Here is a 13,372-nt window from a genome sequence, read left to right as displayed (position 1 = left end):
CGCTTTTGCGCCCATAGGATTTGCCATGCGTCTGATCCAAAAAGCACTCACTTTCGATGATGTGCTCCTCGTTCCCGCCTTCTCCGACGTTCTCCCGCGCGACACCAGCCTGAAAACCAAGCTGACCCGCAACATCTCCCTGAACATGCCGCTCGTGTCCGCCGCGATGGACACGGTCACCGAAGGTCGCCTCGCGATCGCGATGGCGCAGCAGGGTGGCGTGGGTATCGTCCACAAGAACCTCACGCCGGCCGAGCAGGCCCGCGAGGTCGCGAAGGTCAAGCGTTTCGAATCCGGCGTCGTGCGTGACCCGATCACGGTCCCGCCGCAGATGAAGGTGCGCGACGTGATCGCGCTGTCGCGTCAGCATGGCATCTCGGGCTTCCCGGTCGTGGAAGGCCCGCAACTCGTCGGCATCGTCACGAACCGCGACCTGCGTTTCGAGACGCGTCTCGACGAGCCGGTCAAGTCGATCATGACGCCGCGCGAGCGTCTCGTCACGGTCAAGGAAGGCACGCCGCTCGCCGAGGCGAAGGCGCTGATGCACAGCCACCGCCTCGAGCGCGTGCTGGTCGTCAACGACGCGTTCGAACTGCGCGGCCTGATGACCGTCAAGGACATCACCAAGCAGACCGAACACCCGGATGCGTGCAAGGACGAACACGGCAAGCTGCGCGCGGGCGCGGCGGTCGGCGTCGGCCCGGACAACGAAGAGCGCGTCGAGCTGCTGGTGCAGGCCGGCGTCGACGTGATCGTCGTCGATACCGCGCACGGCCACAGCAAGGGCGTGCTCGAGCGCGTGCGCTGGGTCAAGCAGAACTTCCCGCACGTCGAGGTGATCGGCGGCAACATCGCGACGGCAGCCGCCGCGAAGGCGCTCGTCGAATACGGCGCGGATGCGGTCAAGGTCGGCATCGGCCCGGGCTCGATCTGCACGACGCGGATCGTCGCGGGCGTCGGCGTGCCGCAGATCAGCGCGATCGCGAACGTCGCGGAAGCGCTGAAGGGCACCGGCGTGCCGTGCATCGCCGACGGCGGCGTGCGTTTCTCGGGCGACGTGTCGAAGGCCCTCGCGGCCGGCGCGAACGCGGTGATGATGGGCAGCATGTTCGCGGGCACCGAAGAGGCGCCGGGCGACGTGTTCCTGTACCAGGGCCGCCAGTACAAGTCGTACCGCGGCATGGGTTCGGTCGGCGCGATGAAGGACGGCGCGGCAGACCGCTACTTCCAGGACAACTCCGCGAATATCGACAAGCTCGTGCCGGAAGGCATCGAAGGCCGCGTCGCGTACAAGGGTTCGGTCAACGCGATCCTGTTCCAGCTGGTCGGCGGCGTGCGCGCGAGCATGGGCTACTGCGGCTGCCGCACGATCGACGAGCTGCACGAGAAGGCCGAATTCGTCCAGATCACCGCGGCGGGCATGCGCGAGTCGCACGTGCACGACGTGCAGATCACGAAGGAAGCACCGAACTACCACGTGGACTGATCGGCGATGAAACCGTTGCTGCGAGCCGTGCTGATCGTCGATGCGGTGCTGCTGCTGGCGTTTGGCGTGCTGTTCGTGCTGACGCCCTGGCAGGCGCTGTTCAACGCGCTGCAGCTGGCGAACATCCAGCCGGCGATGCTCGGCCAGGCGTTCGGCATCGCGCTGCTCGGCCTCGCGTGGCTCGCGTTTCATGCAGCGGTCAACGGCGATCTCACGGCGCCCGTCGCGCGTGCGGTCGGCCACGTGAACTGGCTGATCGGCGCATTGGCGGTGGTGTGGTCGCTCGGCACCGGCAACGGTCCCGCGCTCGCGGCTGCCGGTCGCGTGCTGTCGGCGATGGCCGGTGTCGCGCTGATCGTGCTCGGTGTCGGCGGCGTACGCCTCGCGTCGGCGGTGCGGCGGCGCGAGAAGGCGCAGGCGCTCGAGGCTCGCGACGCGCAGCGTCCGGCCGCGCCGGCGCCGGCGCCGGCCGCCGCCGCGCAGCAGCGGGTCGAGCCGGTCGTCGGTCGTCCGACGGCGCCGTCGTCGGCAGCCACGCCGGCCGCATCCGACCGAGTGTCAGGCAGCGTCGCGTTCGACGCCCGCCCGCCGTCGCAGGATTGACCGGCGGTGCGTCGCGCGAGCCGCCCGCCGCCCGACGCCGTTGTCCATGCTATTGACGCAGCGCTTCGTGCGCTGCTTTTCTTATTCTCTTCATCCTGTCCGCAGCCATGCACGACAAAATCCTGATTCTCGACTTCGGTTCGCAAGTCACCCAACTGATCGCGCGCCGCGTGCGCGAAGCGCACGTCTACTGCGAAATCCATCCGAACGACGTGTCCGACGACTTCGTCCGCGAGTTCGCGCCGAAGGCAGTGATCCTGTCGGGCAGCCATGCGAGCACGTACGAAGATCACCAGCTGCGCGCGCCGCAGGCCGTCTGGGATCTCGGTGTGCCCGTGCTCGGCATCTGCTACGGCATGCAGACGATGGCCGTGCAGCTCGGCGGCAAGGTCGAGTGGAGCGACCATCGCGAATTCGGCTACGCGGAAATGCGCGCGCATGGCCATACGCGCCTGCTCGACGGCATCGAGGATTTCCAGACGGCCGAAGGCCACGGGATGCTGAAGGTCTGGATGAGCCACGGCGACAAGGTTGCCGAGCTGCCGCCGGGCTTCTCGCTGATGGCATCGACGCCGAGCTGCCCGATCGCCGGCATGGCTGACGAGGCGCGCGGCTATTACGCGGTGCAGTTCCACCCGGAAGTCACGCACACGCTGAAGGGCCGCCAGATCATCGAACGCTTCGTGCTGCAGATCGCCGGCGCGAAGGCCGACTGGATCATGAAGAACCACATCGAGGAAGCCGTCGCGAAGATCCGCGAGCAGGTGGGTGACGAGGAAGTGATTCTCGGCCTGTCGGGCGGTGTCGATTCGAGCGTCGCGGCCGCGCTGATCCATCGCGCGATCGGCGACCAGCTCACCTGCGTGTTCGTCGACCACGGCCTGCTGCGCCTGAACGAAGGCAAGATGGTGCTCGACATGTTCGAGGGCCGCCTGCATGCGAAGGTCGTGCACGTCGACGCGTCCGAGCAGTTCCTCGGCCATCTGGCCGGCGTGACCGATCCGGAGCAGAAGCGCAAGATCATCGGCCGCGAGTTCGTCGAGGTGTTCCAGGCCGAGGCGAAGAAGTTGTCGAAGGCGAAGTGGCTGGCCCAGGGCACGATCTATCCGGACGTGGTCGAGTCCGGCGGCACGAAGACGAAGAAGGCGACGACGATCAAGAGCCACCACAACGTCGGCGGCCTGCCGGAAACGCTCGGTCTGAAGCTGCTCGAGCCGCTGCGCGACCTGTTCAAGGACGAAGTGCGCGAACTGGGCGTCGCGCTCGGCCTGCCGCCGGAAATGGTGTACCGCCATCCGTTCCCGGGCCCGGGCCTCGGCGTGCGGATCCTCGGCGAAGTGAAGCGCGAATACGCGGACTTGCTGCGTCGCGCGGATGCGATCTTCATCGAGGAACTGCGCGGCACGACCGCCACCGCGCAGGACGCGGCAGCGGGGCTGTGCGGCGAGGCCGACGTCGGCAAGACCTGGTACGACCTGACGAGCCAGGCGTTCGCGGTGTTCCTGCCGGTGAAGTCCGTCGGCGTGATGGGCGACGGCCGCACGTACGACTACGTGACGTCGCTGCGCGCGGTGCAGACGACCGACTTCATGACCGCGCACTGGGCACATCTGCCGTACGCGCTGCTCGGCCGTGCATCGAACCGGATCATCAACGAGGTGCGCGGGATCAACCGCGTCGTGTACGACATCTCGGGCAAGCCGCCGGCGACGATCGAGTGGGAATAACGGACGCGGCAAGGCTTGCCTCGCCAGCAGATCGACGCATCGGATGATGCGAACGCCCGGCAGGGAAACCTGCCGGGCGTTTTTTCTGTGCCACGCGAAGATTTGCCGGATCATCGATGATCGATGCTCGTTCCCCGGCGTATCCCGATGCTGCGTTCGACGGGCGCACGAGCAGCACATCATGCCCGCGCGGCACGACGCCGATCGCGGCGGGCCCGGCACGCAGCGGTGACGTGTGGCCGCTCAGTTCGAGTGCTGTCGGGAGACGGGCACGGCGAGCGACGCGACGCGGACATCGGTGTCGTCGCGGCCGAGTTCGGCCAGATACGGCCACGGGTAGATCCCGCGCGCGTGACCGTCGCCGAACAGCAGGCGGATGCCGTAACCGGCGGCCTCCACGCCGTCCAGCTTCACGCCCGGCGGCGCGGCGACCCGGCCGCCATCGAGCCGGATCTTCCGGCACGCCGCGCATGGGCACGCGCTGCGCAATCGCACATAGCCGATTCGCTGCATGTCGCCGTCCGGCCAGCGCAGCGTCAATACCTGCGCCGCATGGTCGACGAGGATTTCGGTCGGCGCAATCATCGAGCGTCTGCTTCGATCTGCGCAATGGCGATCCGCACGGCCTTGCGTACTTCGGGATCGCGATCGTTCAGCGCATCGTGCAGCACGGGCAACGTCGCGGGGTCGCGCAATTCGCCGAGCGCGAGCGCCGCCTCCTTCCGGAGGTTGCTGATCGGATGCGACAGCAGCGGGGCCACGGCCGGAGCTGCGGCGGCGTCGCGCAACTGCCCGAGCGCACGCACGGCGCGCAAGCGAACCTGCCAGTAGTCGTCGTCGAGTGCGGCGACGAGCGGTGCGCGCGCGGTCGCGACCCGCAGCTTGCCGAGCGTCGCGGCCGCTTCCTCGCGCACCTGCCATTCGGTGTCGCGCAATGCCGCGAGCAATGCGGTGACGACGGACGATTCGTCCGGCGCCGCGAATCCGATCGCACCCACCGCGACGCGTCGTACGTCCGCATTTGTATCGTTCGTTGCGATGCGTGCGAGCGGCGCCAGCGCGCGCACGTCCTTGAGCCAGCCGAGCACGGCGACGGCCTCCGCGCGCACGGCTGGCGTCGGCGCGTCGAGTGCGCGCAGCGCCGGTGCGAACGCCCTTGGGTCGCGCAGTTCGCGCAAGCCGCGCAGCGCCGCGCCGCACACGAATGGCTCGGCGCGTTCGGCCCAGCGGCACAGCACGGCGCCGGACGCGACATCCTTCAGTTCGGACAGGCTTTGCGCGGCCGTGGTACGCACCTCGTCGTCGGCGTCGAGCAGTGCGCGGCATAGTGCATCGACGACATCTGGCTGTTCCCACGCGGCGAGCACGCGTGCGGCTTCGCGGCGCACATCGGCGGACGGATCGGCGTGCAGCGCCGTGACGAAGATCGGCACGAGGCCGGGATCCTCGAGATCGTCGAGCTCGAGCAGCGCAATGCGGCGCACCGATGGGTCAGGCGCGGCCACGCGCGCAATGAGCGAAGCGCGGCCGGGATCGTGCGCGCCCGGCGGCGGGAAGGCAGGGGAAGAAGCGGTCATGGGTAAAAACTCGCAGCAGAAAGGTGACGTGCGATCAGGCTGGCATCGCGCAAGTGCGTGAGGCAGCGACGCTCGAAGTCGATGAAAGCAGGTTCGGTGGCGCTGTCGCAGATACGCGGCCGCGCGCGCGGCACGCGAATGCCGGCGACGCGCACGCGCGACGGGGCGCTGCCGGCGCGAGCGACGCGGCAAACGGCAAACCGGCGCAGCGGTCGTTGCTCGGGTTTCATGTGTCGTGAGTCCGCAAGGCGGGAAGCGACGCACCGGTCAGCGCAGCAGGTACGGGATGTCGACCTTCACTGCGCCGGTCGGGCAGTCGCGCTCGCACGGCATGCAGTACCAGCATTCGTCGAACTGCATGTACGCCTTGCCTTTGGTCACGTCGATCGCGAGCAGGTCGAGCGGGCACACGTCGACGCAGACGGTGCAGCCCTTGTCGGCGATGCAGCGGTCCTCGTCGATCGTCACGGGCGCGCTGCTGCGCAGGAAGATGTCGTGCGGGGTATGGGGCACGGTAAGGCTCCTCGGAGTCAGAGGGCGGCCGCGACGGCGGCCGGTTCGCGGATGCGCAGGTGCGCGTAGGCGCTGCGCTCGTCGTCGGCGAGCGGCACGATGTAAGGCTCGACCGGCCGTTTCTCGCTGCGCATCGTGCCGTCGGCATCCTTGCGCAGCCAGGTATGGCAGAACCATTCGTCGTCGTTGCGATGCGGAAAATCGACGCGGTGGTGGTACAGTCCCCAGCGGCTCTCGGTACGGAACAGCGACGCACGCGCGGCCATTTCGGCGCAGTCGCGAATCGCGCGCACCTCCGCCGCTCGCATCAGCTCGTGCGGGTTGTGCGCCTTAAGTTCTTCGATATCCTCAATAATTCCGTCAAAACGCTGGAGACCGATTTCCATCTTGCGCGTGACCTTCGGCGGTTGCAGATAATCGTTCACCATGCGGCGCAGCTTGTATTCCACCTGTGCCGGCGCGAGGCCGCGTTCGCGCGTGAGCGGTGCGAGCACGCGGGCGCGTTCGGCCGCGACCTGTTCGTCGTCCACCGGCGCGTGATCGCGGCCGGCCACGTCGTCCGCCGCGTTCTGCCCGGCGAACCAGCCGTAGGTAAACGCGCCGAGCATGTAGTTGTGAGGCACGGCCGCCATGTCTCCTGCTGCGTAGAGCCCCGGCACCGTCGTTTCCGCGCGGGCATTCACGTACACGCCGGATGCACTGTGGCCGCTGCACAAGCCGATCTCGGAGATGTGCATCTCGACCATCTGGTGCCGGTAGTCGGTGCCTCGGCCCGCATGGAAGCGGCCGCGGCTCGGCCGCTCGTTCGTGTGCAGGATCTGCTCGATCGTCTGGATCGTTTCTTCCGCGAGATGATCGAGCTTCAGGAACACCGGGCCGTTGCCGCTTTGCAGTTCCTGATGGAACTCCCACATCATCTGGCCGCTCCAGTAGTCGCATTCGATGAAGCGCTCGCCCTTGCCATTCGCGGTGAAGCCGCCGAGCGGGCCCGTCACGTACGCGCAGGCCGGGCCGTTGTAGTCCTTGATCAGCGGATTGATCTGGAAGCATTCGAGGTTCGCGAGCGCCGCGCCTGCGTGGTACGCCATCGCATAGCCGTCGCCCGCATTGGTCGGGTTCTCGTACGTGCCCATCAGGTAGCCGGATGCCGGCAGCCCGAGACGGCCGGCCGCGCCGCAGCACAGGATCACGGCCTTCGCGCGGATCACGTGAAAATCGGCCGTGCGGCAGTCGAAGCCGAGCACGCCGCTTGCGCGGCCGTGCGCGTCGGTCAGCACCCGCGTTGCGACGATCCGGTTGGTGATCGCGATGCGCGCGCGCTTCAACTGCCGGTACAGCACCTTCTTGATGTCGTGTCCTTCCGGCATCGGCAACACGTACGAACCCATGTGGTGAACCTTCTTCACCGCGTAGTCGCCGGTGCCGTCCTTTTCGAACTTCACGCCCCAGCGATCGAGCTGCTCGATCGTCGCGAAGCTGTGCGCCGCATACGCGTACACGGCTTCCTGATCGACGATCCCGTCGTTGGCGATCGTGATCTCGCGCGTGTACTGCTCGGGCGTCGCGTGGCCGGGAATCACCGCGTTGTTCAGGCCGTCCATGCCCATCGAGATCGCGCCGCTGCGCTTCACGTTGGCCTTCTCCAGCAGCAGCACGCGCAGCGACGGATCGCGTTCCTTCGCCTTGATCGCCGCCATCGGGCCGGCCGTGCCGCCGCCGACCACGACGATGTCGTATTCGAGTATATGAGTGTTCATTGGGGATTCCTTACGGGTTGATGCGTCTTCTGCCGATCGATGCGCAGCCGGTACTGGAAAGCGTCGCCGCGGAAGTACAGGTGTTCGTAGTCGACCGGCATGCCTGACGCGTCGTGCGTGAGCCGTTCGATCCGCAGCACGGGGCTGCTTTCCTCGACGCGCAATGCATCGACGATTTCATCGTCGGCGAGGATCGCGTCGATCGACACGTCGGCGTGGCCGAGCGGCACGCCGCAGTCGTTTTCCAGTATCAGGAAGATGTCGCGGGTCGCGAGATCGGCGCCCGCGAGCCGCTTGCCGAGCGCCTCGGGCACCCACGTCTGCTCGAGCGACACCGGCTCGCGGTTCAGCAGCCGCACGCGGTGGATCTCGACGAGCGGCGCGCCTTCCCGCACGTTCAGTTTCGTCGCGAGATGGCGGTCGGCATTCACGGTGCGAAAGCTGCGCAACTGATTGACGATCTCGTAACCCATCGACGACATCGCCTCGGCGAAGCCCTGCAGCGATGTCACGTTCTGGAACGCCTTCGGCTTGGACACGAACGTGCCCTTGCCGTGCAGCCTGAACAGCAGGCCTTCCTTCTGCAGGTCGCCGAGCGCCTGGCGCACCGTGATGCGGCTCACGTCGAACATCGCGCAGAGTTCGTGCTCGGACGGCATCCGGCTGTGCGGCGCGTACGAACCGTCGAGGATACGTGCGCGCAGCGTGTCCTTGATCTGCACATAGAGCGGTGCCGTCGACAGCGGCACGACGTTGGATGGGTTCATGGGTCAACTTGTCATGACAAGAGGATTGGAGTGTAGTGAGCGCGCTTGCCTGCCCGAACCAACTATTTCTGATTTCGACTTTCCGATTCCGGGAAAGCGGGGCGGCCGAAAGCGGATCGGATCTGCCCCCTTGTCAGCCGCTCGAATGGGTCGACAATCGGACATTCGCGGCCGCATGGGTCGCGCATGTCGATTTGCCCGCGTCTCGTTCGTCGTATCGATGCCGACCGGATTTGCGATGACGCCCGCAATCCGGTTCCTCATCCATCAATGCCTGATCGACAGAGAGAAAGGAGGTGCCAGATGCGTGATTCGCGCTATCGCTGGGTGATCGTCGCTGCGGGCGGCCTGATGGGCTGCATCGCGATCGGCGCGATGTTTTCGCTGCCGGTGTTCCTGCGGGCCATCGCACGGGACACCGGCTGGTCGATGACCGGCATTTCCGCCGCGATGACGCTCGGCTTCATCGCGATGGCCTTCGCGAGCATCGGCTGGGGTAGCCTGTCGGACCGGATCGGCACGCGCGCGGTGGTCGTGACGGGCGCCGTCCTGCTGTCGGCGAGCCTGGCGCTTGCGAGCCGCGCGCCGTCGCTGCTCGCGTTCCAGCTGATTTTCGGGCTGGCCGTCGGTGGCGCCACGGCCGCGGTGTTCGCGCCGATGATGGCGTGCGTGACGGGTTGGTTCGACACGCACCGCAGCCTCGCGGTGTCGCTGGTGTCGGCCGGCATGGGCATGGCGCCGATGACGATGTCGCCGCTCGCGGCGTGGCTCGTCTCGGGGCACGGCTGGCGTACGTCGATGTTGTTGATTGCCGCGCTCGCGGCCGCCGTGATGATTCCGGCGTCGCTGCTCGTGCGCCGCGCGCCTGCGCTCGACGCGCCGCCTGCGGGGCCGGCGCCGGCTGGCGGGCCCGCGCCGCTGTCGGTCGGCGGCGCGCTGCGTTCGCCGCAGTTCCTCGTGTTGTTGCTGACCAACTTTTTCTGCTGCGCGACGCACTCCGGCCCGATTTTCCATACGGTCAGCTACGCGGTGACGTGCGGGATTCCGTTGATCGTCGCGGTGTCCATCTACAGCGTCGAAGGGCTTGCCGGCATGGGCGGGCGCATCGCGTTCGGACTGCTGGGCGACCGCCTCGGCGCGAAGCGCATGCTGGTGGCCGGGCTGCTCGCGCAGGCGCTCGGCGCGCTCGGCTATTACTTCGTGCGCACGCTCGACGGGTTCTACGCGGTCGCGACGCTGTTCGGCTTCATCTATGCGGGCGTGATGCCGCTCTATGCGGTGCTCGCACGCGAAAACTTCCCGCTGCGGATGATGGGCACCGTGATCGGCGGCTGCGCGATGGCCGGCAGCCTCGGGATGGCGGCGGGGCCGGTGGCGGGCGGGTTGATCGTCGACGCACTGGGCGGTTACGGGTGGCTGTACCTCGGATCGTTCGCGATCGGCATCGGGGCGTTCCTCGTCGCGATGATGTTCCGGCCGTTTCCGAAGGCCCGGTCGCAAGCGCTCGCCGCGTGACCGGGCAGTCGCGAAACCGCGATTTCGGCCGGAGGACGAGCGCGGTCCATCCGGGCGAAATTCAAAACCGGAGCGGAGCTTGCCTGCGCAAAATGCCGCGAAAACCGCGCGGAGCCTGCTGCGGCGCAGCACAGCGGGAAGTCGCGGTGATCGGCACGCATGCGCAGCGATTCGGCCCCTAAAAACACAATATCGAGCATACCTTCGAAGGGCCTGTCATACGCACGTCACCCTGCTAGAATTCGGCTGCCGCATTTGTTCCGATTGACTGATGAGATTGCTTGATGCACTGGTCGAACAACGCATTGCCGCCGCTGCCGCGCGGGGCGAGTTCGACGATTTGCCGGGTACCGGCGCGCCGCAGGCGCTGGATGACGACCTGCTCGTACCGGAGGAGGTCCGGGTGGCCAATCGCATTCTGAAGAATGCGGGCTTCGTGCCGCCGGCCGTCGAGCAACTGCGCGCGCTGCGCAATCTGCAGGACGAACTGCAGGCGGTCAGCGATCGTGCGGCGCGCTGCCGGCTGCAGGCGAAGATCCTCGCGCTCGACATGGCGCTCGAATCGTTGCGCGGCGGCCCGATGGTGATGCCGCGCGACTATTGCCGACGCATCGCGGAACGTCTGTGCGAGCGCGGGCTCGACGACGTGCCGGCCGAAGCGGGGCCGATGTGAGTGCCGACGCGCTGCACGACGCGGCAGCCGGATCGGCTGCCGCTTGCGATTCTGCCGTTCCCGAAGCTGCGCCCGTGTCCGCCCGCGACCTGCATTTCATGCGGCTCGCGCAGGCGGCGGCCGAAGAGGCGCGCGCGGCCGGCGAAGTGCCGGTCGGCGCGGTGCTCGTGCGCGGCGACGAGGTGATCGCACGCGGCTTCAACCATCCGATCGGCGGGCACGACCCGTCCGCCCATGCGGAAATGGCCGCGCTGCGCATGGCCGCGCAGCATCTTCAAAATTACCGGATGCCCGGCTGCGAACTGTACGTGACGCTCGAGCCGTGCCTGATGTGCGCGGGCGCGATCATGCATGCGCGCATCGCGCGAGTCGTCTATGGCGCCGCGGATCCGAAAACGGGCGCATGCGGCAGCGTGATCGACGCGTTCGCGAATCCGCAACTGAACCACCATACCGTCGTGACGGGCGGCGTGCTCGCCGACGAGTGCGGCGCCGCGCTGAAGTCGTTCTTCGCGGAGCGCCGTCGCGCGCTGCGTGAAGCAAGGCTCGCCCGAGACACCGAATCCGGCGCCCCGTAAGCTGCTGCGCGCGTCGCCTGAAGCGGGGCGGGCAGCACCGTTGCGTGAACCGGAGACGGTTCGGACCCTCTAAGCAGGTTTGACGATCCCGATACCTTTCGCCATGTCCCTCCAGCCCGCTGCGTCCTACACCATCCGCCTGCTGGCGCCGTCCGGTTATCCGCACGATCCCGACGCGATCAATCGCGCGCTCGAGCGCCTGAGCGGCGCGCAACATCGCATCGAGAACATCGAGGCGACGCAGCGCCGCTTCCAGCGATTCGGCGGCACCGACGGCGAGCGGGCCGGCGACCTGAACCGCCTCGCGGACCCGGAGCGCGCGCTGCCGGACATCGCGCTCGCGGTGCGCGGCGGCTACGGCGCCGCGCGCATCCTGCACGGGCTCGACTATCGCGGGCTCGAACGACGCCTGCGCGACCAGCCGATCGCGCTCGTGGGTCACAGCGACTTCACCGCGATCCAGCTCGCGCTGTATGCGAAGGCGCGCATCAAGACTTTCGGCGGGCCGATGCTCTCCGCCGACTTCGGCGCGGAAACACCGAGCGACTTCACGATGCAGCACTTCTGGCGGACGCTGTCGCGGCCGAGCACGACGATCGTCGCCGATGCGCCGCAGGTCCAGACCGCGAACGTGACGGGCACGCTGTGGGGCGGCAACCTGGCGATTCTCACGTCGCTGGTCGGCACGCCGTACATGCCCGACATCGAGGGCGGCATCCTGTTCGTCGAGGACGTCAACGAGCAGCCGTTCCGGATCGAACGGATGATCTACCAGCTGCACCTGTCGGGTGTGCTTGCGCGCCAGCAGGCGCTCGTGCTCGGCCAGTTCACGGGCGCGCGGCCGTTCGAATACGACAACGGCTACGACATGCAGGCGATGATCGACCAGGTGCGCTCGGTGGTCGGCATTCCGGTCATCACCGGGCTGCAGTTCGGTCACGTGCCCGATCTGCTGACGCTGCCGTTCGGCGCGCAGGCCGAACTCGTCGCCAATGCGCACGGCTTCCGGCTCACACTGTCGGACTATCCGCATCTCGGCTGAGCCGGTCGGCTACGATCGAAAGGCGGGGTTTACCGCCTTTTTCTTTAAGTAAGTGTGCAACTAACGGTCAACTATTTTCGTCACCGTCGCTCGGCTTGGTGCCCGGGCGTGCACCAATTTTGTCAACAAAACGACCGCGAGGGTATACACCGTGAGCCGCTATGGAGAAGCAGGAGAGGCTTGCCGTGCCTGGATTTCGGGCGCGATGCACCTCTCTGGCACGGGCGGGTGCACGCGGATTGTGCACATTTCGCGAAAAGAATTGTTGACAATCTTTATGTCCATCCTAGGATGAGGATCATCACGCGATGCAGAACATGAACGACCTCGATTCCCATCCGTCCGGCGCTGCCGGCCCCGAAGCGATCGCCGAGCGGATCCGCACGGCGATCCTCGAGCATCGGCTCGCGCCCGGCGCGAAGCTGACGGAGGCGCAGCTCTGCGACGTGTTCGGCGTGAAGCGCGGGACGATCCGGCAGGCGCTCTCGCAGCTCGCGGCCGACAAGCTGGTCGATCTCGAGCCGAACCGCGGCGCGTTCGTCGCGAGTCCGACGCTGCAGGACGTGCACGAGGTATTCGAGATGCGCCGGATCATCGAGCTGGCCGTCGTCGAGCGGCTCGCGACGGGGCCGGGCGCGAAGCGGCTGAAAGGCATCGCTACGCTGATCGACAAGGAACGCAAGGCGTTCGAGCGGCACGACTTCGCGGCGTGGATCCGGCTGTCGGGCGAATTCCACACGGCGCTCGCGGCGCTGACGGGCAATGCGACGCTCTGCGAGTGCCTCGACGGGCTCGTCGCACGCTCGACGTTGATGTCGGCGCTGTATGAATCGCACGGCCGCAGCCCGTGCTCGTGCGACGACCATGACGAGATCCTGACCGCGCTGGAAGCGGGCGATTCGAAGCGGGCGGTGACGCTGATGGCGCACCACCTGCAGCATGTCGAACTGAAGATGCTGGACCGGCCCGCGCAAGGGCAGGTCGATTTGCGCGAAGTGTTCGGCGGCGCCTGAGCGGCGACGCGAATCCGGCTGCGCGCCACACGACAAGAGCAATGCAGGCCGGCGGTTCGCGCCGTCGGCCGCCAGTCCGACTCCGGGCGATGTCCGGAGCGATATCGATGACGGTGGAGCG

General features: G+C 67.3%; 14 protein-coding genes. 8 read left to right on the top strand and 6 right to left on the bottom strand.

The window, feature by feature from the left end; translation table 11 throughout:
- Window positions 1-25: 25 nt before the first annotated feature.
- The 3 genes from guaB (at window position 26) to guaA (ending at window position 3,816) form a co-directional block, all read left to right on the top strand.
- A complete protein-coding gene (gene guaB, locus WS51_RS20315) occupies window positions 26-1,486 on the top strand; it encodes an IMP dehydrogenase (RefSeq protein ID WP_034207642.1) in 1,461 nt (486 codons plus the stop codon).
- Window positions 1,487-1,492: 6 nt separating this feature from the next.
- On the top strand, window positions 1,493-2,089 hold the full coding sequence (locus WS51_RS20310) for a hypothetical protein (RefSeq protein WP_060296489.1): 597 nt from the start codon (window positions 1,493-1,495) through the stop codon (window positions 2,087-2,089).
- Window positions 2,090-2,196: 107 nt separating this feature from the next.
- The gene (guaA, locus tag WS51_RS20305; protein WP_059449999.1) at window positions 2,197-3,816 is read left to right on the top strand and encodes a glutamine-hydrolyzing GMP synthase; all 1,620 of its coding nucleotides are present in this window, start codon (window positions 2,197-2,199) and stop codon (window positions 3,814-3,816) included.
- Window positions 3,817-4,059: 243 nt separating this feature from the next.
- On the opposite strand, the gene WS51_RS20300 is transcribed toward guaA, so the two are convergent.
- The 6 genes from WS51_RS20300 to WS51_RS20275 are packed head-to-tail and all read right to left on the bottom strand — an operon-like array spanning window position 4,060 to window position 8,430.
- The gene (locus WS51_RS20300; protein WP_069229701.1) at window positions 4,060-4,401 is read right to left on the bottom strand and encodes a gamma-butyrobetaine hydroxylase-like domain-containing protein; all 342 of its coding nucleotides are present in this window, start codon (window positions 4,399-4,401) and stop codon (window positions 4,060-4,062) included.
- Entirely contained in the window at window positions 4,398-5,393 is a 996-nt protein-coding gene (locus WS51_RS20295; RefSeq protein WP_069229700.1) for a HEAT repeat domain-containing protein, read from the bottom strand. Before WS51_RS20295 ends, WS51_RS20300 begins: the two co-directional genes overlap by 4 nt.
- Complete coding sequence (locus tag WS51_RS31225) at window positions 5,390-5,623, bottom strand: hypothetical protein (protein ID WP_081060600.1); 234 nt, start codon at window positions 5,621-5,623, stop codon at window positions 5,390-5,392. Before WS51_RS31225 ends, WS51_RS20295 begins: the two co-directional genes overlap by 4 nt.
- 37 nt (window positions 5,624-5,660) lie before the next feature.
- Window positions 5,661-5,906 carry a 4Fe-4S dicluster domain-containing protein gene (locus tag WS51_RS20285; protein ID WP_006755644.1) on the bottom strand — a complete coding sequence of 82 codons (246 nt, stop codon included), beginning with the start codon at window positions 5,904-5,906 and terminating at the stop codon, window positions 5,661-5,663.
- 17 nt (window positions 5,907-5,923) lie between these two features.
- Window positions 5,924-7,663, bottom strand: coding sequence for a fumarate reductase/succinate dehydrogenase flavoprotein subunit (locus WS51_RS20280; protein WP_059547294.1), 1,740 nt, complete (start codon window positions 7,661-7,663; stop codon window positions 5,924-5,926).
- Window positions 7,660-8,430: a GntR family transcriptional regulator gene (locus WS51_RS20275; RefSeq protein ID WP_069229698.1), complete on the bottom strand. Its 771-nt coding sequence runs from the start codon at window positions 8,428-8,430 to the stop codon at window positions 7,660-7,662. Before WS51_RS20275 ends, WS51_RS20280 begins: the two co-directional genes overlap by 4 nt.
- Window positions 8,431-8,733: 303 nt before the next feature.
- Between WS51_RS20275 and WS51_RS20270 the strand changes: the two genes are divergently transcribed.
- The 5 genes from WS51_RS20270 to WS51_RS20250 all read left to right on the top strand — a co-directional run bounded on the left by WS51_RS20270 (window position 8,734) and on the right by WS51_RS20250 (window position 13,251).
- Entirely contained in the window at window positions 8,734-9,945 is a 1,212-nt protein-coding gene (locus tag WS51_RS20270) for an MFS transporter (protein ID WP_069229697.1), read from the top strand.
- A 271-nt stretch (window positions 9,946-10,216) separates the two neighbouring features.
- Window positions 10,217-10,618, top strand: coding sequence for a DnaJ family domain-containing protein (locus WS51_RS20265; RefSeq protein WP_057925390.1), 402 nt, complete (start codon window positions 10,217-10,219; stop codon window positions 10,616-10,618).
- Entirely contained in the window at window positions 10,615-11,196 is a 582-nt protein-coding gene (gene tadA / locus WS51_RS20260; protein WP_059503245.1) for a tRNA adenosine(34) deaminase TadA, read from the top strand. Before WS51_RS20265 ends, tadA begins: the two co-directional genes overlap by 4 nt.
- 103 nt (window positions 11,197-11,299) lie before the next feature.
- A complete protein-coding gene (ldcA, locus tag WS51_RS20255) occupies window positions 11,300-12,238 on the top strand; it encodes a muramoyltetrapeptide carboxypeptidase (protein WP_069229696.1) in 939 nt (312 codons plus the stop codon).
- Between the two features lie 308 nt (window positions 12,239-12,546).
- Window positions 12,547-13,251: a GntR family transcriptional regulator gene (locus WS51_RS20250; protein ID WP_059503243.1), complete on the top strand. Its 705-nt coding sequence runs from the start codon at window positions 12,547-12,549 to the stop codon at window positions 13,249-13,251.
- Window positions 13,252-13,372 lie beyond the last annotated feature (121 nt).

The sequence above is a fragment of the Burkholderia territorii genome, from assembly GCF_001718335.1.
Classification (GTDB): Bacteria; Pseudomonadota; Gammaproteobacteria; order Burkholderiales; family Burkholderiaceae; genus Burkholderia; species Burkholderia territorii.
The sequence above is the reverse complement of the archived record's forward strand: the minus strand, read 5'-3'. Positions and strand labels throughout refer to the sequence as shown.